Genomic DNA, 25,642 nt, shown 5'->3' with positions numbered 1-25,642 from the left:
CTGCCACACCGCACTCGGCGGCCAGCCACCGATCACCCGTGTGAACAACGCTGCGGGTCAATACACCTAGGCCTTGCGGCGCCCTATCAGGTGCGGCCTGGCCTCCAGGCCGTCCAGGCCGTGCCAGGCCAGGTTCACCAGGTGGGCGGCGACCTCCGCCTTCCTCGGGCGGCGCACGTCCAGCCACCACTGCCCGGTCAGCGCGACCATGCCCACCAGCGCCTGCGCGTACAGCGGGGCCAGCTTGGGGTCGAAGCCGCGGCTCTTGAACTCGCGGCCCAGGATGTCCTCCACCTGGGTGGCGATGTCCGAGATGAGCGAGGCGAAGGAACCCGTCGACTGGGGGATGGGGGAGTCCCGGACCAGGATCCGGAAGCCGTCCGTGTACTCCTCGATGTAGTCGAGGAGGGCGAAGGCCGCCTGTTCGCACAGCTCACGGGGGTGGCCGGCGGTCAGCGAGCTGGTCACCATGTCCAGCAGGCGCCGCATCTCGCGGTCCACCACGACCGCGTACAGCCCCTCCTTGCCGCCGAAGTGCTCGTACACCACCGGCTTGGAGACCCCGGCCTTCGCCGCGATCTCCTCCACCGAGGTGCCCTCGAAACCCTTGGCCGCGAAGAGGGTGCGACCGATCTCCAACAGCTGCTGGCGGCGCTCCGCCCCGGTCATACGGGTGCGACGCGCCCGCCGCTGCTTGTCGGGACTGGGGGTGCTGGAGTCGGTCGCCACGCCGTCAATCATGCCGCCTTCGAGGCCTCCGCCCCCTGCCGGGAGCCGCCTTCCGCGCTGTTACGGCGTGAATCGATACGCGAGCGTGACGGCCAGCGCACGTCGTACGCCCACCCCAGCTGCTCGCACCAGCGGATGATCCGCGCCGACGAGTCCAGCTGCCCGCGCTCCACCCCGTGCCGCGCCGAGGTCGGGTCGGCGTGGTGCAGGTTGTGCCAGGACTCGCCGCAGGACAGCACCGCCAGCCACCACACGTTGCCCGACCGGTCCCGCGACTTGAACGGCCGCTTGCCCACCGCGTGGCAGATCGAGTTGATCGACCACGTCACATGGTGGAGCAGCGCCACCCGGACGAGTGAACCCCAGAAGAACCCGGTGAACGCACCCCACCAGGACATCGTCACCAGACCGCCGATCAGCGGCGGCAGCGCCAGCGACAGCATCGTCCAGTAGATGAACTGCCGGGAGACCGCCCGGATCGCCGGGTCCCTGATCAGATCCGGCGCGTACTTCTCCTGCGAGGTCTGCTCCTCATCGAACATCCAGGCGATATGTGCCCACCACAGGCCCTTGACCAGCGCCGGCACGGTCTCGCCGTACCGCCACGGCGAATGCGGGTCGCCCTCCGCGTCGGAGAACTTGTGGTGCTTGCGGTGGTCGGCCACCCAGCGCACCAGCGGCCCCTCCACCGCCATCGAGCCCGCGACCGCCAGCGCGATCCGCAGCGGCCGCTTCGCCTTGAACGAGCCATGCGTGAAGTAGCGGTGGAAACCGATGGTCACGCCGTGACAGCCCAGGTAGTAGAAGAAGACCAGCAGGCCCAGGTCGAGCCAGCTCACGCCCCAGCCCCACGCCAGCGGCACCGCCGCCAGCAGTGCGAGGAAGGGCACGACGATGAACAGCAGCAGGGTGAGCTGCTCGACCGAGCCCTTCTTCTCGCCGCCCAGGGTGGCGGACACAAGAGCGGAGTCGGCCGGCTTCTGGGCGTCTTCGATCACATCGGAACTAGACGAGGTCATGCGCGTCCCCTGTGGGGTCGAGGGTTGAGAGAGGTGCCGATCCGCGGCGACCGGACGGGACGATAGAGGGTCTTCCCTACGGTTCCGTAACCTACGGCGACGTAAGTATGGCAGCGAGGCGTCTTGCGGCAAGAGCCCCAGAGCCTGCGCGTCCTCATGGACACCTATCCTTGGAGTCGGTCGGACAGCGCGGTCCGCTCTGTTTTCTTCCCGGATGTCCGGCCCGTATGCGGACAGGCCCCGCCTGCCGCCCGGCCGACGGACGGGTTCCCTCCAGACGAGCTTCAACACTGCAAGGAGCCGCACCTGTGAGCAGTGCCGACGACCAGACCACCACGACCGGCAGTGAGCTGCGCGCCGACATCCGCCGACTGGGTGACCTCCTCGGCGAGACCCTCGTCCGGCAGGAGGGCCCCGAGCTGCTGGAGCTCGTCGAGCGGGTCCGCCGCCTGACCCGCGAGGACGGCGAGGCCGCCGCCGACCTGCTGCGCGGTACCGAACTGGAGACCGCCGCCAAGCTGGTCCGCGCCTTCTCCACCTACTTCCACCTCGCCAACGTCACCGAGCAGGTGCACCGCGGCCGTGAGCTGCGCGCCCGCCGCGCCGCCGAGGGCGGCCTGCTCGCCCGCACCGCCGACCGGCTCAAGGACGCCGACCCCGAGCACCTGCGCCAGACCGTGCAGAACCTCAACGTTCGCCCGGTGTTCACGGCCCACCCCACCGAGGCCGCGCGCCGCTCGGTGCTCAACAAGCTCCGGCGCATCGCCGCGCTCCTGGACACGCCGGTCATCGAGTCCGACCGCCGCCGCACCGACACCCGTCTCGCCGAGAACATCGACCTGGTGTGGCAGACGGACGAACTGCGCGTGGTCCGCCCGGAGCCCGCCGACGAGGCCCGCAACGCCATCTACTACCTGGACGAACTGCACGCCGACGCGGTCGGCGACGTCCTGGAGGACCTCACGGCGGAGCTGGAGCGGGTGGGCGTACAGCTCCCCGACGACACCCGGCCGCTGACCTTCGGCACCTGGATCGGCGGCGACCGCGACGGCAACCCCAATGTCACCCCCCAGGTCACCTGGGACGTCCTCATCCTCCAGCACGAGCACGGCATCAACGACGCCGTGGAGATGATCGACGAACTCCGCGGCTTCCTCTCCAACTCCATCCGCTACACCGGCGCCACCGAGGAACTCCTGGAGTCCCTGCGCACCGACCTGGAGCTGCTGCCCGAGATCAGCCCCCGCTACAAGCGCCTCAACGCCGAGGAGCCCTACCGGCTCAAGGCCACCTGCATCCGGCAGAAGCTGACCAACACCAAGCAGCGCCTGGCCACCGGCACCCCGCACGAGCCCGGCCGCGACTACCTCGGCACCGCGGAGCTCCTCGGCGACCTGCGCCTGATCCAGACCTCCCTGCGCGAACACCGCGGCGGCCTGTTCGCCGACGGCCGCCTGGCCCGGACCATCCGCACCCTCGCCGCGTTCGGCCTCCAGCTCGCCACCATGGACGTCCGCGAGCACGCCGACGCCCACCACCACGCCCTCGGCCAGCTCTTCGACCGGCTCGGCGAGGAGTCCTGGCGCTACACCGACATGCCCCGCGAGTACCGGGCCCGGCTCCTCGCCAAGGAGCTCAGGTCGCGACGGCCGCTGGCCCCGACCCCGGCACCCGTCGACGCGGCCGGCGCCAAGACCCTCGGTGTCTTCGAGACCGTGAAGAAGGCCCTGGAGATCTTCGGCCCCGAGGTCGTCGAGTCGTACATCATCTCCATGTGCCAGGGCGCCGACGACGTCTTCGCGGCCGCCGTCCTGGCACGGGAAGCCGGGCTGATCGACCTGCACGCCGGCTGGGCGAAGATCGGCATCGTGCCGCTCCTGGAGACCACCGACGAGCTCAAGGCCGCCGACACCATCCTGGAGGACATGCTCTCCGACCCGTCGTACCGCCGCCTGGTGGCACTGCGCGGAGACGTCCAGGAGGTCATGCTCGGCTACTCCGACTCCTCCAAGTTCGGCGGCATCACCACCTCCCAGTGGGAGATCCACCGCGCCCAGCGCCGGCTGCGCGACGTCGCCCACCGCTACGGCGTCCGGCTGCGGCTCTTCCACGGCCGCGGTGGCACCGTCGGCCGCGGCGGCGGCCCCTCCCACGACGCGATCCTCGCCCAGCCCTGGGGCACCCTGGAGGGCGAGATCAAGGTGACCGAGCAGGGCGAGGTCATCTCCGACAAGTACCTGATCCCGTCCCTGGCCAGGGAGAACCTGGAACTGACGGTCGCCGCGACGCTCCAGGCCTCCGCGCTGCACACCTCCCCCCGCCAGTCCGTGGAGGCCCTGGCCCGCTGGGACGCGGCCATGGACGTGGTCTCGGACGCGGCCCACGGCGCCTACCGCCGCCTGGTGGAGGACCCGGACCTGCCGACGTACTTCCTCGCGTCGACGCCGGTGGACCAGCTCGCCGACCTGCACCTGGGCTCCCGGCCCTCCCGCCGCCCCGGCTCCGGCGTCTCGCTCGACGGACTGCGGGCCATCCCCTGGGTGTTCGGCTGGACCCAGTCCCGGCAGATCGTCCCCGGCTGGTTCGGCGTCGGCTCCGGCCTCAGGGCGCTGCGCGAGGCGGGCCTGGACACCGTCCTGGACGAGATGCACGAACAGTGGCACTTCTTCCAGAACTTCATCTCCAACGTCGAGATGACCCTCGCCAAGACCGACCTGCGGATCGCCCAGCACTACGTCGACACCCTCGTCCCCGACGAGCTCAAGCACGTCTTCGACACGATCAGGGCCGAGCACGAGCTGACGGTCGCCGAAGTCCTGAAGATCACCGGTGAGGCCGAACTGCTGGACGCCACCCCGGTGCTCAAGCAGACCTTCACCGTCCGCGACGCCTACCTGGACCCGATCTCCTACCTCCAAGTGGCCCTGCTCAAGCGCCAGCGGGACGCGGCGGCGGCGGGAGAGCAGGCCGACCCGCTGCTCGCCCGCGCCCTGCTCCTCACGGTCAACGGCGTGGCGGCGGGCCTGCGCAACACCGGCTGACCGCGACCGGACACGACGGTGCCCCCGGGGTTCGTACACCCGGGGGCACCGCTCGTTCCGGGCGCTCGTCCCGCGCGCCCGTCCTGCTCGCCGGGCTCACTGCAACGCGGCGAACGCCGCCGTGAGCAGCGCGATCCCCGAACCTCCCAGCAGCCACGCCACCCGGGTCAGCCGCAGCCCTCCGGCCACCACCACCGACGCCAGCAGCAGCGCGCCGCCCAGCGGTACCCAGGAGTACAGGACCCCGGCCGGACCGGACCGGACCACGTCCTCGGTGCCGGGCTTCACGATCACGTCGTACGTCTGCCCCTTGCGCACCCCGACCGACTTGTCCATGACGACGCTCGCGCGCTTCGACGCACCGGTCGACACGGGTGCGAACGGCCCCGTGCAGGTGTCGTCACCGCACGCCGTCACCGTGACCGTGCCCCGTTCCCTGCCCTTGGTGAGCATCACGTCCTGCGCGGTGCCCCAGGACCCCCACACCCCGGCGACCAGGATCAGCACGGCGACCGCGCCCATCGACACGACACGCAGCGCGGTGACCGGGGCCGTACGGGAGGCGGCGGAGGCAGCAGGCATGGCCGGGATCATTGGCCATTTCCCTACGGTCGGTCAACTGCCGCAGGGGGCAGGCGGGGGACAAGTCAGGAGTTGTACGAGCTTTGCGCCCGCTCCAGTCCCTCGGTGACCAGTGCCTCCACCGCGTCGGCGGCCCGGTCCACGAAGTAGTCCAGTTCCTTGCGCTCGGTCGAGGAGAAGTCCTTCAGCACGAAGTCGGCGACCTGCATACGGCCCGGAGGCCGCCCGATCCCGAACCGCACCCGGTGGTAGTCCGGGCCCATCGCCTTCGTCATCGACTTCAGCCCGTTGTGCCCGTTGTCGCCACCGCCGAGCTTGAGGCGGAGCACGCCGTAGTCGATGTCCAACTCGTCATGGATCGCGACGATGCCCGCGACCGGCACCTTGTAGAAGTCGCGCAGCGCGTTCACCGGGCCGCCGGAGAGGTTCATGAACGACATCGGCTTGGCCAGGATCACCCGTCGGCTGCCCGGACCCGGCGCCCCGAGCCGCCCCTCCACGACCTGAGCCTGCGCCTTCCCGGCCCGCTTGAACTTCCCGCCGATCCGCCCGGCGAGCAACTCCACGACCATGAAGCCGACGTTGTGCCGGTTCATCGCGTACTCGGTCCCGGGATTACCGAGCCCGACGACCAGCCAGGGGGCGTTGGCGGCGGGGGTGCCTGCGGGGGTGGTCACGTCCATCTCTCCTTGATACGCGCCAGCCGCCGTTCCCGGGGGAACGACGGCTGACCGTTGCTTACCGCTTACCGCTTACCGCTTACCGCATGGCTGTGGCGCGGGCGCCTACCGTGTTGCCATCGCTGTGGGCAGGCGTTCCGCAGGGCGGAACGGGTGGGCACAGCCACCAGCGCCGGGTGCCTGTTCAAGCGGACGGTACCTGAACCGACGGCTCAGGCCTCGGCCGCCTCTTCGGACTCGCCCTCCGGGGCCTCCTCGGCCTGCGCGGCCAGGACCTGGAGGACGACCGCGTCCTCCTCGACGGCCAGGGTCACGCCGGCCGGCAGGGTGATGTCCTTGGCGAGGACGGAGGCACCGGCCTCCAGGCCCTCGACCGAGACGGTGACGGCCTGGGGGATGTGGGTGGCCTCGGCCTCGACCGGCAGCGCGTTGAGCACGTGCTCCAGCAGGTTGCCGCCCGCGGCCAGCTCGCCCTCGGCGTGCACCGGGACCTCGACCGTGACCTTCTCGCCGCGCTTGACCAGCAGCAGGTCGACGTGCTCCAGGTAACCCTTGATCGGGTCGCGCACGACGGACTTCGGGATCGCCAGCTCGTTGGACTTGCCGTCGATGTCCAGGGAGATCAGGACGTTCGGCGTGCGCAGCGCGAGCAGCAGGTCGTGGCCCGGCAGGGTCAGGTGGATCGGGTCCGAACCGTGGCCGTACAGGACACCGGGGACCTTGCTGTCACGGCGGATGCGACGGGCGGCACCCTTGCCGAACTCGCTGCGCGTCTCGGCGGCGATCTTCACCTCGGCCATATTGATCACTCCTCGTAGAAGTAGAAACGGACGTGGTCACCCGGCCACGAACGGCCTGCTACGAAGAGCGCGTCGATAACGGACCGCCGACACCTGCACAGAAGCAGGTACGGCCTCCCTCGCCGAGCAACTTCAGCAGTCTACTCGGAGAGGAAGGCCGTACCCAAAAGGATCTTCTGCGCAGGCTAGCGCGGCCTGCGCAGAAACCTCACTGCTCGTCGAACAGGCTCGTCACCGAACCGTCCTCGAACACCTCACGCACCGCACTCGCGATCGTCGGCGCGATCGACAGCACCGTGATCTTGTCCAGATCCCGGCTCAGCTCACCCGGCGTCGGCAGCGTGTTCGTCAGCACGAACTCGCTCACCCGCGAGTTCTTCAGCCGGTCCGCCGCCGGACCGGACAGCACACCGTGCGTCGCCGTCACGATGACGTCCTCCGCACCGTGCGCGAACAGCGCGTCCGCCGCCGCGCAGATCGTGCCGCCGGTGTCGATCATGTCGTCGACCAGGACGCAGACCCGGCCCTTGACCTCGCCCACGACCTCGTGGACGGTCACCTGGTTCGCCACGTCCTTGTCGCGCCGCTTGTGCACGATCGCCAGCGGCGCCCCGAGCCGGTCGCACCAGCGGTCGGCCACCCGCACCCGGCCGGCGTCCGGGGAGACGATGGTCAGCTTGTCCTTGTCCACCTTCGAGCCCACGTAGTCCGCCAGCAGCGGAAGCGCGAACAGGTGGTCCACCGGACCGTCGAAGAAGCCCTGGATCTGGTCCGTGTGCAGGTCCACGGTGAGGATCCGGTCCGCGCCCGCCGTCTTCATCAGATCCGCGACCAGCCGCGCCGAGATCGGTTCACGGCCCCGGTGCTTCTTGTCCTGCCGCGCGTAACCGTAGAACGGCACGATCACGGTGATGGACCGCGCCGACGCACGCTTCAGCGCGTCGATCATGATCAGCTGCTCCATGATCCACTGGTTGATCGGAGCCGTGTGGCTCTGGATCACGAAGCAGTCGGCCCCACGTGCCGACTCCTGGTAGCGGACGTAGATCTCGCCGTTCGCGAAGTCGAAGGCCTTCGTCGGGACGACCCCGACACCCAGCTGGTGGGCGACCTCCTCGGCAAGCTCGGGGTGGGCGCGGCCGGAGAAGAACATCATCTTCTTCTTGCCGGTCGTCTTGATCCCGGTCACAGCACTGTCTCCTCAGAGGTGTCTCAGCCGTACAGCCGGCTCAAGGGTGACCGCCGCGCCAGGCGCGAGAGGTCGAACCAGCTGGTTAGGTGCGGGTGTGCACTTATCACGGTACGACGTCTTCGGCGCACCTGTTTCCGGTCAGTCCTCGTTCGCGCCCCGCCGGGAAGCCGCCTCGGCGGCCGTCGCCGCCGGGCTCCCCGGACGCTTCCGGGCCACCCAGCCCTCGATATTCCGCTGCTGACCGCGGGCCACGGCCAGCGAACCGGGCGGCACATCCTTCGTGATCACGGACCCGGCAGCGGTGTACGCACCGTCCCCGATCGTGACAGGCGCCACAAACATGTTGTCCGAACCCGTCTTGCAGTGCGACCCGACGGTGGTGTGGTGCTTGCTCTCCCCGTCGTAGTTCACGAACACGCTCGCCGCACCGATGTTCGAGTACTCGCCGATCGTCGCGTCGCCGACGTACGAGAGATGCGGAACCTTCGTCCCCTCCCCGATCGACGCGTTCTTCGTCTCCACGTAGGTACCGATCTTGCCCTTCGCCCCCAGCCGGGTCCCCGGCCGCAGATAGGCGTACGGTCCCACAGACGCGTCCGCGCCGATATGGGCGGAATCAGACACCGTGTTGTTCACCCGTGCCCCCGCACCCACCCGGGTGTCCTTCAGCCGGCTGTTCGGCCCGACCTCGGCGCCCTTCGCCAGGTGCGTCGAACCGAGCAGCTGCGTCCCCGGGTGGACGACGGCGTCCTGCTCGAAGGTCACGGTCACGTCGACCCAGGTGGTGGCCGGGTCGACGACGGTCACGCCGTCCAGCATCGCCCGCTCCAGCAGCCGGTCGTTGAGGATCCGGCGCGCCTCCGCCAGCTGCACCCGGTTGTTGATCCCGGCGATCTCCCGGTGGTCGCCGGCCACCGAGGCCCCCACCCGGTGCCCGGCCTCCCGCAGGATCCCGAGCACGTCGGTCAGGTACTCCTCGCCCTGGCTGTTGTCCGTCCGCACCTTCCCCAGCGCGTCCGAAAGCAGCTGTCCGTCGAACGCGAACACCCCGGAGTTGATCTCCCGGATCGCCCGCTGCGCGGCGGAGGCGTCCTTGTGCTCCACGATGGCCGTCACGGCCCCCGAGGCGGCGTCGCGCACGATCCGGCCGTAACCGGTCGCGTCCGGCACCTCGGCGGTCAGCACGGTCACGGCGTTGCCGTCGCCGTGGTGCGTCTCGGCGAGCCGCTTCAGCGTCTCCCCGGTCAGCAGCGGGGTGTCACCACAGACCACGACGACGGTCCCCTCGACCGCCCCGCCCAGCTCCTCCAGCGCCATCCGCACGGCGTGTCCGGTGCCGTTCTGCCGCTCCTGCACGGCGGTGCGGACGGCGGCGTCGACCTCCCCGAGGTGCGCGGCGACCTGCTCACGCGCGTGCCCGACGACGACGACCAGGTTCTCGGGGTCCAACTCGCGGGAGGCGGCGAGCACATGACCCACCAGGGAACGGCCGCAGATCGCATGCAGGACCTTGGGTGTGGCCGACTTCATACGGGTGCCCTCACCCGCTGCGAGAACGACGACGGCTGCGGGGCGAATGGCGCTCACGGATGTGCCCTTCGGCTTTTTGGACGGGTGGGGGTGACATCCGCAGGATACCGGGGCGTTTCGTGGGAGACATGGGAGCGGGCCCTGACGGAGCTGTCAGGGCCCGGATCCGGGTATGGCTCCCCCGCCAGGACTCGAACCCGGACAGATGGCACCAAAAGCCACAGTGCTGCCAATTACACCACGGGGGAAAATTCTCGACCAAACCGGACATTTAGTCAGGTTGCCGAGTGGCGCCTCCTACTATGCCGTACCAGGCGCCTTCCATGCGACGGTACAAGTCGGCGCTCTGCCGGACGTGGACACCTCGACGTTCACGACGTCGGCCCAGTGGCGGGCGGCACCCGCGACGGACGGCTCCCGGTCCGACAACTCTCCGATGGATGCCCCGGCCTCCCGCTTCGTCGCTGCCCGTTCGGGGTCTCGCGAGGCGTGCGGTCGCGCCGGTCCCGCGTTCGTGCGCGCTCGCTGCTCCTCGGGTGTGCGCTCGGGTTCTGGGTGCGGCAGATCGCGCACCCGGAGCGAGACCGAACTCTTCGAGCGGCCCGGTTCGGCTCGGATCTGGTGGTACGTCCGGCCCCGAAGTCGTAGCTCCCGTGCGTGGTTCGGCAGTTCGAGGGATTCCAGCGGGTTTCTGAGCTGTTCGGTTACGGAGTGTGGTGTACGCGAGTAGACGAAACTCACCGGAAAAGCCCACCCCCGCGCCCGTAGGCTGGAGGCATGACCACGACGGGGGCAGACCACGCGACGGCCTTCACCGGGCCGTGGTGGTGGTCACGGTGGCGTAGTGCGGTTCTGGACGTGGGGCTCGCACTGGTGTCGGCGCTGGAGTGCGCCGCGGAGGGGGTTCCGTTCGCGCGGGACGCGGGGATCCCGGTGTCGGCGGGGATCGTGTTCGGCCTGCTGGCCGGTTCCGTACTGGTTCTGCGCCGGAAGTGGCCGATCGCCGTGGTGCTGGTCGCGATCGCGATCACGCCGGCCCAGATGGGCTTCCTGATGGGCATCGTCGGCCTCTACACCCTCGCCGCGGCCGAGCTGCCGCGCCGGATCATCGTGGCGCTCGCGGGGATGTCGCTGCTCGGGACGATGATCGTGACGTTCGTGCGGGTCAAGCAGGACATGGCGCGGGGGGATCTGACGCTGGGGGACTGGTTCGTGCCCTTCGCGGCGGTGACGACCTCGCTGGGCCTGACCGCTCCTCCGGTGCTGCTGGGGCTCTACGTGGGTGCCCGGCGGCGGCTGATGGAGAGCCTGCGGGAGCGGGCGGACAGTCTGGAGCGGGAGCTTCAGCTGCTCGCGGAGCGGGCCGAGGAGCGTGCGGAGTGGGCGCGGGGCGAGGAGCGGACGCGGATCGCGCGGGAGATGCACGACGTGGTCGCGCACCGGGTGTCGTTGATGGTGGTGCATGCGGCGGCCCTGCAGGCGGTGGCGCGCAAGGATCCGGAGAAGGCGGTGAAGAACGCGGCGCTGGTGGGGGATATGGGGCGCCAGGCGTTGACGGAGCTGCGGGAGATGCTTGGGGTGCTGCGCTCGGGGGAGGCCGCCCAGCGGCGGACGGCCCCGGCGTCGGCCTCGGTGCCCGCGCAGGTCCGGGCGGCGGTCCCGGCCTCGGCGTCGGCTTCGGTGCCGCTCGCGGCCGTGGGGGTGGCGGCCGCGGCGGCGGCTTCGCGGGCGGCCGAGGAGGAGGGGCCGTGGCTGTCGGAGCTGGAGGTGCTGATCGGGCAGTCGGCTGCGGCCGGGATGGTGGTGGACCTCTCGGTCGAGGGCGCGGTGCGGTCGTACGCGGCGGCGATCGAGCAGACGGCGTTCCGGGTGGTGCAGGAGGCGCTGACGAACGTTCACAAGCATGCGGCGGGTGCCAAGACGCATGTGCGGCTGGCGCACCGGATGGCGGAGATCGCGATGCAGGTGGAGAACGAGCCACCGCCGGAGCCGGCGTCGGCGGCCTCGGCGGGCCTGCCGTCGGGCGGGAACGGCCTGGTGGGGATGCGCGAGCGGGTGCTCGGGCTGGGCGGGGTGTTCGTGTCCGGGCCGACCGATGCCGGGGGCTTCCGGGTGTCGGCGGTGATCCCGTCGGCCTGAGCGGCCGGCTGAGCGGTTGTCGGACGACTGGCTGAGCGGCGCTGGCTGTGCGGCTGCTTGAGCGGTTGTCGGACGACTGGCTGAGCGGTTTCGGGCGGCTGTCGGCCGGTCGCGGGGCGGCTGCCTGAGTGGCTGCCGGACGGTTGTCGGGTGGTGGGCGGGCGGTTTGTCCGGTGGGCGTCGGGCAGGTGGGCGGGCGGTCGTCGGGTGACGGTCGTCCGGTGACGGTCGGCCGGTCGCGGTCGGGCAGGCGGTCGTCGGGCGGTCCTCGGGTGGTCGTCGGGCTGTGGTTATGCGTGGGTGGTGAGGCGTTGGGGTTCGACGCCCGCGATGAGTGCGGTCAGGGCGTGGTCGATGTCGGGGCCGACGTACCAGTCGCCGGTGTGGTCGAGGGTGTAGACCCGGCCCTCGGCGTCGATGGCGAGCAGGGAGTGGGTGTCGGTCTCCGCGCCGAGCGGGCAGACCTCGGTGTCGAGGGCGCGGCCGAGGTCGCCGAGGGTACGGGCGAGGTGCAGGCCGTGCAGGGGGTCGAGGTGGAGGACGGCGGGGGCGACCTGGCGGCCGGCGCCGGTGGGGTTGATGCGCAGGCCGCCGAACTCGGCCCAGGCCTCCACGGCGGCGGGGAAGACGGCGTGCCGGTGTCCGGCGGGTGAGGCGTGGTCGCGCAGGGCGTCGGCCCAGACCTCGGCCTGTTTTATGTCCCAGCGTCCGGGCTGCCAGCCTGCGGCGCGCAGGGCTGTGTCGACGGGCGCGGAGAAGCGCGACGGGGGTGCCCCCGGTCGGGCGAAGCCGAGACTGGGTGATGAGGTGCGGTCGGCGTGCATTGCCCTTCGATCGTCCTGGTGCGGTTACGGGTGCGGGTGTTCGGTGCCTGTGTGTGGCGGTGGGGTCGGGGCAGGTGTCGGCTCAGGTCTCGGTGGTGGGGTCGACGACGCGGACGCCGAAGTGGGCGGTGAGGGCGGCGCAGGCCCGGCAGGGGGCGGCGAAGCTGCCGTGCAGCGGGTCGCCGTCCTCGCGTATCCGGCGGGCGGTGAGCTTGGCCTGCTTGAGGGACCTGCGGGCTTCGCCGTTGGTCATGGGTTTGCGGAGGGCGCGTTTGCTGCGGGCCGCGTCGGTGGCGCTGATGTGCCGTGAGATGAGGATGGCCTCGGCGCAGCGGCCGGTGAAACGGTCGCGTTGTCCGCTGGGCAGGGTGTCGAGGAACTCCTGGACCAGCGGGTGCAGCGGGGGCGGCTGGTCGCCGCGGGCGGCGGTGCCGGTGAGGGTGGCGCCGCGGACGGAGAGGGCGGCGGCGACGGTCGGCAGGATGCCGTCGCGGCGGTGCTGGAGGGCGGGTACGGGAGGCGTTTCGGCGCTGCTCCAGCCGATGCGGGGGTCGCCCTGGGTGGCGCCGTGGACGGCGCCGGACATGGCGTTGTGCGGTCCTGTCTGCGTGACGTTCATGATCGTCTTCCCCTCCCGGGCATCCCCCCGAAAGTCACAGACTGCCAAATCCGGTGGCGGGTGCGGTAGCTGGGGCGGTGCGACACGCCCGGGTTCGGGCAGGCTGTCACGGCGGGGTGACGGCTGGTCACCGAACCGGAGGGCCGATGACCGGGGTTCGTGTACCGCATAGGCTGTCGCCACCGCGACGGGCGTGGTCGACGCGTCCGGGACGTGGGAGAGACAGCCGGATACGGGCCGTGGCGCGCCGCAGGGGTGTGGTGTCGGTTCGTACAGAGTGCCGCAGGGGGCAACCGTCATGACGACAGGTCGGCTCGGGCAGCAAGCCGCGCCGCCGAACGCGGCCTATGCCGGGCAGGTCGTGCATTTCCCGGATCCGGTTCGGGCGGCACGTCACCCGAGAGGGGTACGGATCGACGAGCGCGGCTACCCCGACTTCTCGCCGTACGCGCGTGCGGCGGTGGAGATCGCCGATCCGCCGGAGGGCTTCGGCGTCGACGAGTTGCGGCTGACGGACTTCGTGTCCGCGAACGCGGTGCAGTCGGCCGCGGGTCATGAGCTGTGGGACACGGTGCCGGAGGTGGCGACGCCGCACGGCTGGACGTGGCACCACGTGGTGGCGTCGCGGCGGCTGGAGCTGGTCCCGGTCGAGGTGAAGGCGCTGCTGCGGCATCACGGCGGGGTGGCGACGACGCGGGTGGACCACGGCAAGCGGGGGACGCGGCCCTTGCAGGAGACGCGTCCGGCGCACTTCGGGCTGCCGAAGTCGGGTGTGGCGGTGTCGGAGTCGCAGGTGCAGGGCGTCGAGGAGGACCTCGGGTACCGGCTGCCGGGTGCCTACCGTTCGTTCCTGAAGGCGGCGGGCGGCTGCGCGCCGGTGGGCACGGCCCTGGACGCCGGCCTCGGACTGCTGGTGGACCAGCCGTTCTTCACGGTCCGCGACGAGGCGGCGGTCAACGACCTCGTGTACGTCAACAAGTGCCTGCGCGACCATCTGACCAAGGACTACCTGGGGGTCGGCTTCGTGCAGGGCGGTCTGCTGGCGGTGAAGGTCAAGGGCGACCGGCCGGGTTCGGTGTGGTTCTGCGCGTACGACGACGCGCGTGACGTGGATCCGGGGTGGTCGCCGGCGGAGCGCGTGGAGCGTCTGCTGCTGCCGTGCGGTGATGACTTCGACGGGTTCCTGTCGCGGCTGGCGGGTTCCCCGCCGGAGTTGGAGACGGTGGCGAACCTGATGGTCGACGGTGGTTTCGCGCGTGCCGCTTCGGTCGGCTCGGGTTCGGGGGAGTGAGGTCCGGCATGGTGACGTTCGCGCAGGCGCAGGAGCGCGCCGAGGAGTGGATCAACGGCGAGGTGCCGGCGTACCAGCATCGTGAGGTGCGGGTGCGGGAGTTCGGCCTCGGGTTCGTGGTGTGGGGCGAGGACCGTGCGGAGGGCCCGCGGTCCGACGCGGGCGGGCAGCGGCTGGTCATCGCCCGTGACAGCGGTGAGGCCACGCTGTGGCCGGCGCTGCCGGTGGGCGAGGTGATCCGCCGGTACGAGGAGGAGTACGGCCGTGAGGCGGAGATCGCCGACGCGGTGCCGGTGCCCGCGGCCCGGGTGGACCTGAACCAGACGTCGTTCCTGCTGAGTCCCCCGGAGTGGCTCCAGGAGGCGGCGGACAAACTGGGTATCCCGGATCGGCGCCCGGGGAACGACGGGGCGCCGGCCGGAGCGGGTGCCGGTGCCGGAGCCGGAGCCGGTGTGGGCTCCGGTTCGGGTTCGGGTTCGGGTGCGGGTTCCGGTGGGCTTGCCGAGACGCAGGCCGGGGTGCCGGCGGGCGGCGGCGGGACTTCTTGGCCGGCGGCCGGGGCGGGTTCGGGTGCTGGGGCGCAGAACGTACCGGCCGGTGCGACTCCCTGGGCCGGCACCGACACGAACGCCGATGCCGGTGAGGACCGTTCCGTCCCGCTGCCCGCGACGGTGTTCGCACCGCCGCTGAGCGATGCCGACGACGGTGTCCTCGGAGATGCCGAGACGGCGCTGATGGCGGGGGGCAGCCAGCTGCCCCGCACGGCGGTGTCCCCGGCGCTCGACGACGCGAGTGCGCCGGGCGTGCAGGGTGTGCGGGGCGTGCAGGGTGCGCCGGGCGTGCAGGGTGGTGCGCCGCAGGGCGGTACACCTTCGCCGCCCCCGCAGGACGCCCCGTCCTACGGCTACCCGCAGGGACCGGTGGCTCCCGGTGCGCCCGTCCGTCCGCAGGCGCCCGCGACCCCGCCCGCGCCCTCCTACGGCTACCCGCAGGCGCCCGCCGCTCCGAGCTACGGCTATCCGCAGGCGCCGGCCGGTGCTCCGGGCGCGCCGCAGCCTCCGACGGGTCCGACGGGTCCGGTGGCTCCGGCGGGTCCGGTGGCTCCGGAACGGCATCTCGCGCCGAACGCCAGTGACATAGCGGACGCCGCGACGAGCAAGGCCGCGCCCCCTCCGCGCCGGGCGCGTGGCGGGGCCGGCGCGCCGCCTCCGCCGCCGGGAGCCCCGGGAACGCTGGGAGTGCCGGGCGCCCACCCCGGGGGCGCGCCTCAGCCGCCCGCGCCGGGTGCGCCGGTGAGCGGGTACGCGCCGACGCAGATGGTGCCGGGACTCGGTCCCAAGAGGCCCGAAGGTCCGGCAGGTGCCCCCAACCCGTCCGCCGCGCCGGGTACTCCGGGTGGCACCCCGCCCGGCGATGTCGACCACGCGGCCACGATGCTGGCCGCTCCGGGCATACCTGGTGCTCCAGGGGGGTCCCCCGCGCCGGGCGCACCGTTCGCCCCCCACGGCGCACCACACGCTCCGGGCGCTCCTGTCACGCCTCCCGCGCCCGGCGGCGCCGGTGCGAGCGGAGCGGCGGTTCACCACGCGGAAACCGTGCTGTCCGCACCCCCCGTCGGCCCTCCGGTCGGCCCTCCGGCCGGTCTCCCCGGCGGCCCCGGCATGCCGCCGGGCGCCGCGCAGATGCCGCCCCCGATGCCGGCCGGTGCGATGCCGCCGCCTCCCGGTCAGCCCGTGCCCGGTCAGCCGGTGCCGGGGCAGCCCGTACCTGGGCAGCAGCCGCCGGCGTACGGCTACCCGCCGCCGCAGGGGCAGCCGACGGTCGGGCCGGGATATCAGGCGGTGCTCCGCTACCGGGCGCAGGACGGCTCGGAGCAGCAGCTGATCCGGCGTTCGGCGCCGGGCACGCCGCACCCGGAGTGGCAGATCTTCCACGAGCTGCGGGCCATGAACGTGCCGCCGGACCAGGTGCTGGAGCTGCACACGGAGCTGGAGTCGTGCGAGCTGCCGGGCGCCTACTGCGCGCGGATGATCCGGGAGCAGTGGCCGCAGGCCCGGCTGGCGAGCATCGCGCCGTACGGGACGGACCACGCGAGCCGGCAGCAGGGGATGCGGCAACTGCTGGCGCACCAGGGCGAGTTGCACCAGGTGGCCGCGGGCCCCGCGCGCCCGGCGCCGGTGCGGGCGCCGTTGCCGCAGGTGCAGGCGGCGCCGCCGATCCCGCCGGAGGCGATCGCGCAGGAGCTGGCGGCGGCGTTCGGTCCGGGCGTGTTCCGGTTCGAGCAGGCGGCGGTGGACCGGCAGGGCGTGCCGCCGATCGTGGCGCACATGCTGGTGGCGGCGGGGCTGCCGCTGGACATGGGGCCGTTCTTCTGGGCGCAGGCGCAGCCGGGCCGGCCGGTGCCGACGCTGGCGGAGCTGGCGCAGGAGCGCGGGTTGCAGCCGGCGCCGGACGCGGCGTCGTACCTCGTCATGGGGACCGACTTCGGCAAGGCGGTCTGTGTGCAGTACGGCACCGCGAACATCGTGGCCGTGCCGGTGGAGGCGGGGCCGGGCGGGGCGTCCGTGCCGCCGCAGTTCGTGAACACCGGGCTGCCGGAGTTCGCGCGCTGCCTGGCGCTGCTGGGCCGGATGTGGCGGCTCCGGTTCGGCCTGAACCAGGAGCAGGCGGGCCGCTGGACCGTCGACTTCCAGGCCCAGCTGGCCTCCCTGGACCCGGCGGCGCTGGGTTCGCCGGAGAGCTGGTGGTCGGTGCTGCTGGAACAGATGTGGGACGGCCTGCTCTAGCGACGCGGGGCGGGACGGCCGTACGGGGGCCGGTCGGGTCGGACGACCTGACCGGCCCCCACGCGCGCGTGCCCGGCTGTCGTACCCCGCGGGCATGATGGGCGGATGGACTTCGAGCCGTACCGGGGCGAGTTGGTGGCGTACTGCTATCGGATGCTGGGCTCGTTCCACGAGGCCGAGGACCTGGTGCAGGAGACCATGCTGCGGGCCTGGAAGGCGCGTGAGCGCTACGACCCCGCGCGGGCGTCGGTGCGGACCTGGCTGTACCGGATCGCGACGAACGCGTGCCTGACGGCGCTCCAGGGGCGGGCGCGGCGGCCGTTGCCGTCCGGGCTCGGGGCGCCCGGTGCCGATCCGGAGGCGCCGCTCACGCCGGCCCTCGACGTGCCGTGGCTGGAGCCGTTCCCGGACGCGCGCCACGACATGGAGGCGCGCGCGGATCTGCGGCTCGCGCTGGTGGCGGCGTGGCAGGTGCTGCCCGCGCGGCAGCGGGCCGTGCTGGTGCTGCGCGAGGTGCTGGAGTTCAGCGCCGCCGAGGTCGCCGACCAGCTGGAGACCTCGGTGGCGGCCGTGAACAGCGCGCTCCAGCGGGCGCGTGCCGCACTCGCGCGCGTGGCCGCCGTGGACGAGGTGAGCGAGCCGGACGACCCCGAGGTGCGGGAGACGGTGGGCCGGTACGTGCGGGCGTTCGAGGCGGCCGATGTGCCCGCGCTGGTACGGCTGCTCACCGACGACGCGACCCTGGAGATGCCGCCGGTTCCGCTGTGGTACCGGGGCCGGGGCGACTACGGCCTGTTCATGGACCGGGTGTTCCGGCTGCGCGGCACCGGCTGGCGTACCCGCTCGGGCACCGCGGGCGGGCAGCCCGCGCTCGTCGCGTACGCCCCGGAGCCCGGCGGCGGGCACCGGCTGCACAGTGTGCAGGTCCTGACGGTCTGCGGTGGCCGGGTCGCGCGCAACGTGGTGTTCACCGACCCGCGCGTGCTGACGGCGTTCGCGCCGGCCGAGGCGCCCGCGCCGCGCGCCTGCTGAGACGGCCGGGAGGAGAAGGTCCGCCGACGGCGATGAGTCCGCCCGGTGCCGCCGGTATGTACCGGTGACCATCGAGCGAAGGGACCACCGTCATGAGCGTTGTCGTCATCCAGTTCACCACCCTGGACGGGATCGTGTCCGACCCGGACGGCTCCGGGGGCACGCCGTACGGCGGCTGGATCTTCCGGTTCGGCCGGGAGGAGATCGCTGGGGACAGGTTCGGGCTGGGCCGCACCCTGGACGAGGGGGTCGTCCTGCTGGGACGGGCCACCTGGGAGGCCTTCTCGCACGTGTGGCCGGGGCGTGACGACCCCTTCTCCGCACGCCTGAACGCCGCACCGAAGCTGGTCGCCTCCCGCACCCTGTCCGACGTGTCCGCGTGGGCGAACTCCCGTCTCCTGGACGGCGATCTGCTGGACGCCGTCAGGACCGAGCGGCGGGACGTGGTCGTGATGGGCAGCATCGGGGTGGTGCACACCCTGGCGACGGCCGGCCTGGTCGACGAGTACCGGCTGCTGACCTTCCCCACCGTCCTCGGCGCCGGCCGGCCGCTCTTCCCGGCCGGCGGCCCGCCCGCCGAACTGGAGTGCCTGTCGGCGGAACACACGGGCGCGACGGTGCTGACCCGCTACCGCAGGGCGCGCGGCTGAGCTTTCACGCCCCCTGACGCGCCGGCGCTCCCCTCGTACGGCGTGCGGTGTTTCGAGCGCGATATGCGGAGTGTCGCGTTATGAACACTTACGTCCGATCCATCAAGATGTCCGCGAAATCATCATTTCGTGCGGGTCCGGCGGAGAGGGGTTCCAGGTGAGCAGCGCATCGGTGTCGCCGTACGACTTCGTGACCGTCCGGGGGCGTGGTTACCGCCCCGATCAGGTCGACACGTTCATGGTGGCGCTCTGCGAGGACCGGGACGCGGCGTGGGAGCGTGCCGCGCGGCTCACCGTGCTCGCCAAGGAGATGGAGGCGGAGTCCGAGCAGCTGCGCGCCGAGGTCGAGCAGCTTCCCCCGCAGACGTACGAGGCGCTCGGGGACCGCGCGCACCGGGTGTTCCGGCTGGTGGCGGAGGAGGCGAAGGCGCTGCGCGAGGGCGCCCGGCGCGCGCTGACGGAGGGGGTCGCGGAGGCGGCGGCCCGCGCCGACAGCGCGCGCTGCACGGTGCAGGAACAGGCCGACGCGCTCCGCGCGGACACCGAGGAACGCGCCCGCCAGTGTCTCCTCGCCGCGCGCGCCGAGGCGGACGACATCCGTATCGGCACCCGCCTGGAGGTGAAGGAGCGGCGGGGCGAGGCCCTCTCGGCGTTGCGCGAGGTGCGGCAGCGCACCATCGCGATGCTCGCCGAACAGGCCAAGGAGCACGCCGAACGCTGGGCCGAGGAGGAGCGTGAGGAGGCCGCGCGCGCCGCCGCGGTCGACGCGCACAACGCCGAGCGCATCGCCCGTGCCGAGGCCGCCCTGACGGAGGCGGAGCAGGCCCTGGTCGAGGCCGAGGGATCGGCGCGCCGCTCCGAGGAGGAGGCGCACGCGCGGGCCGGCGAGGTCCTCGCGGAGGCCCGGGTCCGTGAGGAGCACATCGCGCGGGAGACCGAGCGGGTGCTGCGCGAGCACGGCGAGACCTGGGACGACGTGCAGGCGCACATGGACCACATGCGGGACAGCCTCATGTCCCTGACGGGCCGCGCGGCGGCCGAATAGCCCACCACCCACGAGGATCCGCCCCACGAGGATCCGCCCCACGAGAATCCGCCCCACGAGGATCCGCCCCACCGGGATCCGCCCCATCAGGGTCCGCCCCGCCACCGCCTCGTACTGCCGCCGCTGCCCCGCGGCCCGGCGCCGGCCGGACCGGGGCGGACCGGACCGGGGCGGACCGGGGCGGACCGTCAGTCCTTGAGGACCGGGAAGCGTCGCGGGGCCACCGTCAGGAGCACCAGGAACGCCAGTGCCGCCGCGCACGCCGCCCCGAAGTACACCGCGTGGACCGCGTCCGCGACGGCGTGCCGGGTGGCCTCGGCGGCCGTTCCGTCGTCCAGCGCGCGCGTGACGGAGTCGAGGTCGCCCGAGCCGCCCAGCCGCGCCGCCAGCACCCCGTTGGCGACCGCGCCGAACACCGACGCACCGATCGTCTGGCCGCTCTGGCGGCAGAACAGCACCGACGCGGTCGTCGTGCCCCGCTCCTCCCAGCCCACCGTCGACTGCACGCCCACCAGCAGCGGCAGCTGGAACAGGCCCAGCGCGCCGCCCAGCAGGAGCATCAGCAGCGCCGGCTGCCAGGCCGACCCCGGGTAGGGCAGGAAGGGGAACGCGAACAGGACCAGCGCGGCGGCGCCGATGCCGAGCAGCGCGGTGTCGCGGAAGCCGATCCGCCGGTACACGTGCTGACTGAGGGCCGCGGAGACCGGCCAGCTCAGCGTCCACACCGACAGCACGAACCCGGCGGCCACCGGCGCGAGCCCGAGGACCGACTGCGCGTACGTCGGCAGGAACACCGTCGGCGCCACCATCAGCAGGCCGAGCGCGCCGAGCGCGAGGTTGACGGCCGCGATCGTACGGCGCCGCCACACCCACCCCGGGATGATCGGCTCCGCCGCCCGGCGCTCGATCCACACCACGAGTCCCGCCAGCGCGAACCCGGTGGCGAACAGCGCGCACGACGGCGCGGACCACCACGCCCACGCCACCCCGCCCTGCACGAGCGCCGTCAGCAGCACGCCCCCGCACGCGAAGACCGCCAGCGCACCCTCCCAGTCCACCCGCGGGGGCGTGCGCGGCGCGCGCTTCGGCTCGTGCAGGTGACGCACTATCAGCCAGAGCGCCGCCACCCCGATCGGCAGGTTGACGAGGAAGATCCACCGCCAGTCCGCGTACCCGGCCAGCACCCCGCCGAGCCCCGGACCGGCGACCGCCGACACCGCCCACACCGTGGACAGCTTCGCCTGGATCTTCGGCCGCTCCTCCAGCGGGTACAGGTCGGCCGCGACGGTCTGCACGGTGCCCTGCAGCGCCCCGCCGCCGACGCCCTGCACGATCCGGAACGCGATCAGCGCGCCCATGTTCCAGGCCCCCGCGCACAGCAGCGACCCCAGCAGGAACACCGCGGCGCCCGCGACCAGCACCGGCTTGCGGCCGAAGGTGTCGGAGAGCTTGCCGTACACCGGCAGCGTCACGGTGACGGCCAGCAGATAGCCGGAGAAGAGCCAGGAGAAGACCGAGAAACCGCCGAGGTCGCCGACGATCTGGGGTACGGCGGTGGAGACGACGGTGGAGTCGAGTGCCGCCAGCGCCATGGCGAGCATCAGGGCGGCCACCACGGCCCCCCGCCGGCCGGTCCCGGCCTCGCGCCCCGCCGCGCGTACCGCGGGTCTCGTGTTCTCCGTCGCCACGCCGGATCCCCTCCCGATGTGTTCCTCATGTATCTATCTCGCGTGCGACAGCTTCCCACCCGCCCCCGGACGGCGGGAGTGGGCGTCCACCTGGTGGGAGCCCGCGGCCGCCCCGGCGGCCGGGTGGAGACCGACCCCGAGAAGGACTCCACCCGTCGGTGGACATCCCCTAGGGGGTTCTCCGTACTACGGCTCGGGGCGGGTTCGTTCCGCCGGAGGACGAGACGGCACCCGGGCCGTCCTTAACCTGGCTTTACGCCGCCGGGGGTGGTTGACCGAACCGGCGGGGGTGGGGTTTACCCCCCGGAAAGACGGGGCTTCGCACCAGCGCGGGACAACCCCGTGCGAGGACAGACTCATCGTCGTACCAACCGCCCAGCGGCAAGGCGCAGGACCGCGCTGTCGATTCGCTGACCGACTTAGGAGACATACCGTGACATCGGCTGTGACCATTCCCAGGCACGGGGGTACTGGAGGGCGTACGGCCGTTGCCGCGCGGGCGCGGCAGGTCGTCAAGGCGTACGGGGCCGGGGAGACCCGGGTCGTCGCCCTGGACCATGTCGACGTGGACATAGCGCGGGGGCAGTTCACCGCGATCATGGGTCCTTCGGGGTCCGGGAAGTCCACCCTGATGCACTGCCTCGCCGGGCTCGACACCGTGACCAGCGGTCAGATCTACCTGGACGAGACCGAGATCACCGGCCTCAAGGACAAGAAGCTCACCCAGCTGCGCCGGGACCGGATCGGGTTCATCTTCCAGGCGTTCAACCTGCTGCCGACGCTGAACGCGCTGGAGAACATCACGCTCCCCATGGACATCGCCGGGCGGAAGCCCGACAAGGAGTGGCTGGGGCGGGTCGTCGACACCGTGGGCCTCGCGGACCGGCTCAAGCACCGTCCCACCCAGCTCTCGGGCGGCCAGCAGCAGCGGGTGGCCGTGGCGCGCGCCCTCGCAGCCCGCCCCGAGATCATCTTCGGGGACGAGCCGACCGGGAACCTCGACTCCCGCGCGGGCGCCGAGGTCCTCGGCTTCCTGCGCAGCTCGGTGGACGACCTGGGCCAGACGATCGTGATGGTCACGCACGACCCGGTCGCCGCCTCCTACGCGGACCGCGTGCTCTACCTCGCCGACGGCCGGATCGTCGACGAGATGTTCAAGCCGACCGCGGACACCGTCCTGGACCGCATGAAGGACTTCGACGCGCGGGGGCGTACGTCATGACCGTCATGAAGACCTCGATGCGCAACTTCTTCGCGCACAAGGGGCGCATGGCCCTGTCCGCGGTCGCCGTCCTGCTGTCGGTGGCGTTCGTGTGCGGCACGCTGGTGTTCACCGACACCATGAACACGACGTTCGACAAGCTGTTCGCGGCGACCTCCTCCGATGTGACGGTCAGCGCCAGGAGCGCCTCCGACACCGGCCAGACGACCTCCGACAACGGCAGGCCGCCGGTCATGCCGGCCGCCGTGGTCGGCAAGGTCCGCGCCACGACCGGCGTCAAGGCGGCGGAGGGGACGGTCTTCTCGACGTCCGTGACCGTCGTGGACGCCGAGAAGGACAGCCTGTCGCCGTCCAGCGGCGCCCCGACCATCGTCGGCAGCTGGAACTCCAACGACGCCCGCACCATGAAGATCACCTCCGGTGCGGCGCCGAAGAACGCCGGCCAGGTCATGGTGGACGCCGACACCGCCGACAAGCACCACCTGAAGCTGGGTGACGAGATCGCCGTGATCAGCGCGGTCGGCACGCACACCGCGAGGATCTCCGGCATCGCCGACTTCACCGTCACCAACCCCGGTGCCGCGATCTTCTACCTGGACACGGAGACCGCGCAGCGCACGCTCGTCGGGCAGACCGGCGTCTTCACCAACGTCAACGTGACGGCCGCGCCGGGGGTGACCGACGCGCAGCTGAAGAAGAACGTCGTCGGCGAACTCGGCACCGCCTACAAGGTGCAGACCGCCAAGGAGACCGCCGACGCCAACCAGAAGGACGTCGAGAGCCTCCTGGACGTCATGAAGTACGCGATGCTCGGCTTCGCCGGGATCGCCTTCCTGGTCGGCATCTTCCTGATCATCAACACCTTCTCGATGCTGGTCGCCCAGCGCACCCGCGAGATCGGCCTGATGCGGGCCATCGGCTCCAGCCGCCGCCAGGTCAACCGGTCGGTGCTCGTGGAGGCCCTGCTGCTCGGCTTCGTCGGCTCGGTCCTGGGCGTCGGCGCGGGCGTCGGCATCGCGGTCGGCCTGATGAAGCTGATGGGCTCCATGGGCATGCACCTGTCGACCAGCGATCTGACGGTCGCCTGGACCACCCCGGTGCTCGGCCTGATCCTCGGCGTCGTCGTCACCGTCCTCGCCGCCTACCTGCCCGCGCGCCGCGCCGGCAAGGTCTCCCCGATGGCCGCGCTGCGCGACGCGGGCGCCCCCGCCGACGCCAGGGCGGGCCGCATACGCGCCCTGATCGGCCTGGTGCTGACCGGTACCGGCGGCTACGGCCTCTACCTGGCCTCGACCAGCTCGAAGGCCACCCAGGGCTCGGCCTGGCTCGGCCTCGGCATCGTGCTCTCCCTCATCGGGTTCGTCGTCATCGGCCCGCTGCTCGCGGGCGGCGTCGTACGGGTCCTGGGCGCCGTCCTGCTGCGGATGTTCGGCCCGGTCGGACGCATGGCCGAACGCAACGCGCTGCGCAACCCGCGCCGCACCGGTGCCACCGGCGCCGCCCTGATGATCGGGCTCGCGCTGGTCGCCTGCCTCTCGGTGGTCGGCTCCTCCATGGTCGCCTCCGCCTCCGACCAACTTGACAAGACCGTCGGCACGGACTTCATCATCCAGTCCGACAGCGGCCAGCGGATCACCCCGCAGGCGGTCAGGGCGGTCAAGGACGTGCCGGGCCTGGCCCGCGTCACCGAGTACCGCACCACCACGGCCGACTACACCACCCCCGACGGCAGGACCCTCAAGGACACCGACATCACGGCGGCCGACCCGACGTACGCGACCGACCTGCGCACCAAGACCGTCGCGGGCGACCTCCAGGACGCCTACCTGCCGGACTCGATGTCCGTGCACGACAAGTTCGCCAAGGCGCACGACATCCACCTCGGCTCGAAGATCGCCGTCAGGTTCAAGGACGGCCGCACGGCCCACCTGACGGTCCGGGCGATCACCAGCAGCGACGTCGTCATCGACCAGGGCGCCAAGTACATCTCCATCGCCACCCTCGCCAAGTACGTGCCGGCGGCCAGGATGCCCCTCGACCAACTGGTCTTCGCCACCGCCAAGGACGGGCAGCAGGCCGCCGCGTACAAGTCGCTCAAGTCCGCGCTGCACGACTACCCGCAGTACACCGTGCGCGACCAGACCGACTACAAGAAGGCGCTCAAGGACCAGATCGGCCAGCTGCTGAACCTGATCTACGGCCTGCTCGCCCTGGCGATCATCGTCGCGGTCCTCGGGGTCGTGAACACGCTCGCCCTGTCGGTGGTCGAGCGGACCCGCGAGATCGGCCTGATGCGGGCGATCGGCCTCTCCCGCCGCCAGCTGCGCCGGATGATCCGCATGGAGTCCGTGGTGATCGCCCTCTTCGGCGCCCTGCTCGGCCTCGGACTGGGCATGGGCTGGGGCGCCACGGCCCAGCAGCTGCTCGCCCTGCAGGGCCTGAAGGTCCTGGAGATCCCCTGGCCGACGATCATCGGGGTCTTCATCGGCTCGGCCTTCGTGGGCCTGTTCGCCGCCCTGGTCCCGGCGTTCCGCGCGGGCCGCATGAACGTCCTGAAGGCGATCGCCACGGACTGATCCGACCGAAGAGGCCCCGCATGCGGGGGTTACCGAAGAAGCCACCGCATACGGGGGTTGCGGGGGAACGCCCGGCGCCGGGGAGTCCTGGGGGACTCTTCGGCGCCGGGCACGTCTTTGTCCTTCGTTCGTCTTTCGAGTCCGGCTTCTTTGCCCACCGAGTCGGGTGGTGGGTGGGCATAGGCTTCGGGGGTCCA

19 protein-coding genes and 1 tRNA gene are annotated in these 25,642 nt (G+C 71.9%); 9 read left to right on the top strand and 11 right to left on the bottom strand.

Annotation, left to right across the window (positions count from 1 at the left end):
- Nucleotides 1–66: 66 nt before the first annotated feature.
- Both IEZ11_RS40560 and IEZ11_RS40555 read right to left on the bottom strand, forming a co-directional pair.
- Entirely contained in the window at nucleotides 67–741 is a 675-nt protein-coding gene (locus tag IEZ11_RS40560; protein WP_189268050.1) for a TetR/AcrR family transcriptional regulator, read from the bottom strand.
- Nucleotides 738–1,748, bottom strand: a complete 1,011-nt coding sequence (locus IEZ11_RS40555) for an acyl-CoA desaturase (RefSeq protein ID WP_189268049.1) — start codon at nucleotides 1,746–1,748, stop codon at nucleotides 738–740. Before IEZ11_RS40555 ends, IEZ11_RS40560 begins: the two co-directional genes overlap by 4 nt.
- A gap of 308 nt (nucleotides 1,749–2,056) precedes the next feature.
- Here IEZ11_RS40555 and ppc point away from each other — a divergent pair, with 308 nt between their 5' ends.
- Nucleotides 2,057–4,789, top strand: coding sequence for a phosphoenolpyruvate carboxylase (gene ppc / locus IEZ11_RS40550; RefSeq protein WP_189268048.1), 2,733 nt, complete (start codon nucleotides 2,057–2,059; stop codon nucleotides 4,787–4,789).
- A gap of 96 nt (nucleotides 4,790–4,885) precedes the next feature.
- Here ppc and IEZ11_RS40545 read toward each other — a convergent pair whose 3' ends face one another.
- From IEZ11_RS40545 to IEZ11_RS40520, 6 genes are all read right to left on the bottom strand, one after another.
- Nucleotides 4,886–5,383, bottom strand: coding sequence for a hypothetical protein (locus IEZ11_RS40545; RefSeq protein WP_189268047.1), 498 nt, complete (start codon nucleotides 5,381–5,383; stop codon nucleotides 4,886–4,888).
- Between the two features lie 53 nt (nucleotides 5,384–5,436).
- On the bottom strand, nucleotides 5,437–6,054 hold the full coding sequence (pth, locus tag IEZ11_RS40540) for an aminoacyl-tRNA hydrolase (RefSeq protein ID WP_189268046.1): 618 nt from the start codon (nucleotides 6,052–6,054) through the stop codon (nucleotides 5,437–5,439).
- Nucleotides 6,055–6,263: 209 nt separating this feature from the next.
- On the bottom strand, nucleotides 6,264–6,851 hold the full coding sequence (locus tag IEZ11_RS40535; RefSeq protein ID WP_189268045.1) for a 50S ribosomal protein L25/general stress protein Ctc: 588 nt from the start codon (nucleotides 6,849–6,851) through the stop codon (nucleotides 6,264–6,266).
- Between the two features lie 208 nt (nucleotides 6,852–7,059).
- Nucleotides 7,060–8,040, bottom strand: a complete 981-nt coding sequence (locus tag IEZ11_RS40530; RefSeq protein ID WP_189268044.1) for a ribose-phosphate diphosphokinase — start codon at nucleotides 8,038–8,040, stop codon at nucleotides 7,060–7,062.
- A gap of 141 nt (nucleotides 8,041–8,181) precedes the next feature.
- Nucleotides 8,182–9,630, bottom strand: coding sequence for a bifunctional UDP-N-acetylglucosamine diphosphorylase/glucosamine-1-phosphate N-acetyltransferase GlmU (gene glmU / locus IEZ11_RS40525; protein ID WP_189268043.1), 1,449 nt, complete (start codon nucleotides 9,628–9,630; stop codon nucleotides 8,182–8,184).
- A gap of 116 nt (nucleotides 9,631–9,746) precedes the next feature.
- Nucleotides 9,747–9,821: transfer RNA gene (locus tag IEZ11_RS40520), tRNA-Gln, on the bottom strand.
- A gap of 529 nt (nucleotides 9,822–10,350) precedes the next feature.
- On the opposite strand from IEZ11_RS40520, the gene IEZ11_RS40515 reads away from it, so the two are divergent.
- Entirely contained in the window at nucleotides 10,351–11,712 is a 1,362-nt protein-coding gene (locus tag IEZ11_RS40515) for a sensor histidine kinase (protein ID WP_189268042.1), read from the top strand.
- Nucleotides 11,713–12,002: 290 nt separating this feature from the next.
- On the opposite strand, the gene IEZ11_RS40510 is transcribed toward IEZ11_RS40515, so the two are convergent.
- Nucleotides 12,003–12,536, bottom strand: coding sequence for an SUKH-3 domain-containing protein (locus IEZ11_RS40510; protein WP_189268041.1), 534 nt, complete (start codon nucleotides 12,534–12,536; stop codon nucleotides 12,003–12,005).
- 82 nt (nucleotides 12,537–12,618) lie between these two features.
- Entirely contained in the window at nucleotides 12,619–13,155 is a 537-nt protein-coding gene (locus IEZ11_RS40505; protein WP_189268040.1) for a YwqJ-related putative deaminase, read from the bottom strand.
- 298 nt (nucleotides 13,156–13,453) lie between these two features.
- On the opposite strand from IEZ11_RS40505, the gene IEZ11_RS40500 reads away from it, so the two are divergent.
- The 5 genes from IEZ11_RS40500 to IEZ11_RS40480 all read left to right on the top strand — a co-directional run bounded on the left by IEZ11_RS40500 (nucleotide 13,454) and on the right by IEZ11_RS40480 (nucleotide 19,959).
- A complete protein-coding gene (locus tag IEZ11_RS40500) occupies nucleotides 13,454–14,446 on the top strand; it encodes an SMI1/KNR4 family protein (RefSeq protein ID WP_189268039.1) in 993 nt (330 codons plus the stop codon).
- An 8-nt stretch (nucleotides 14,447–14,454) separates the two neighbouring features.
- Nucleotides 14,455–17,232 carry an SUKH-4 family immunity protein gene (locus IEZ11_RS40495; RefSeq protein ID WP_189268038.1) on the top strand — a complete coding sequence of 926 codons (2,778 nt, stop codon included), beginning with the start codon at nucleotides 14,455–14,457 and terminating at the stop codon, nucleotides 17,230–17,232.
- Between the two features lie 105 nt (nucleotides 17,233–17,337).
- Entirely contained in the window at nucleotides 17,338–18,264 is a 927-nt protein-coding gene (locus IEZ11_RS40490; RefSeq protein WP_189268037.1) for an RNA polymerase subunit sigma-70, read from the top strand.
- 92 nt (nucleotides 18,265–18,356) lie between these two features.
- Entirely contained in the window at nucleotides 18,357–18,914 is a 558-nt protein-coding gene (locus IEZ11_RS40485; protein WP_189268036.1) for a dihydrofolate reductase family protein, read from the top strand.
- Between the two features lie 157 nt (nucleotides 18,915–19,071).
- On the top strand, nucleotides 19,072–19,959 hold the full coding sequence (locus IEZ11_RS40480) for a coiled-coil domain-containing protein (protein WP_229713660.1): 888 nt from the start codon (nucleotides 19,072–19,074) through the stop codon (nucleotides 19,957–19,959).
- Between the two features lie 188 nt (nucleotides 19,960–20,147).
- Here the strand turns inward: IEZ11_RS40480 and IEZ11_RS40475 are convergent, their stop codons facing one another.
- Nucleotides 20,148–21,647, bottom strand: a complete 1,500-nt coding sequence (locus IEZ11_RS40475; protein WP_189268035.1) for an MFS transporter — start codon at nucleotides 21,645–21,647, stop codon at nucleotides 20,148–20,150.
- 433 nt (nucleotides 21,648–22,080) lie between these two features.
- Between IEZ11_RS40475 and IEZ11_RS40470 the strand changes: the two genes are divergently transcribed.
- Complete coding sequence (locus tag IEZ11_RS40470; protein WP_189268034.1) at nucleotides 22,081–22,869, top strand: ABC transporter ATP-binding protein; 789 nt, start codon at nucleotides 22,081–22,083, stop codon at nucleotides 22,867–22,869.
- The gene (locus IEZ11_RS40465) at nucleotides 22,866–25,445 is read left to right on the top strand and encodes an ABC transporter permease (protein WP_189268033.1); all 2,580 of its coding nucleotides are present in this window, start codon (nucleotides 22,866–22,868) and stop codon (nucleotides 25,443–25,445) included. Before IEZ11_RS40470 ends, IEZ11_RS40465 begins: the two co-directional genes overlap by 4 nt.
- The last annotated feature ends 197 nt before the right edge of the window (nucleotides 25,446–25,642 follow it).

This window comes from Streptomyces fuscichromogenes (assembly GCF_014645815.1).
Classification (GTDB): Bacteria; Actinomycetota; Actinomycetes; order Streptomycetales; family Streptomycetaceae; genus Streptomyces; species Streptomyces fuscichromogenes.
This window is presented reverse-complemented; position numbering and strand designations above follow the sequence as displayed.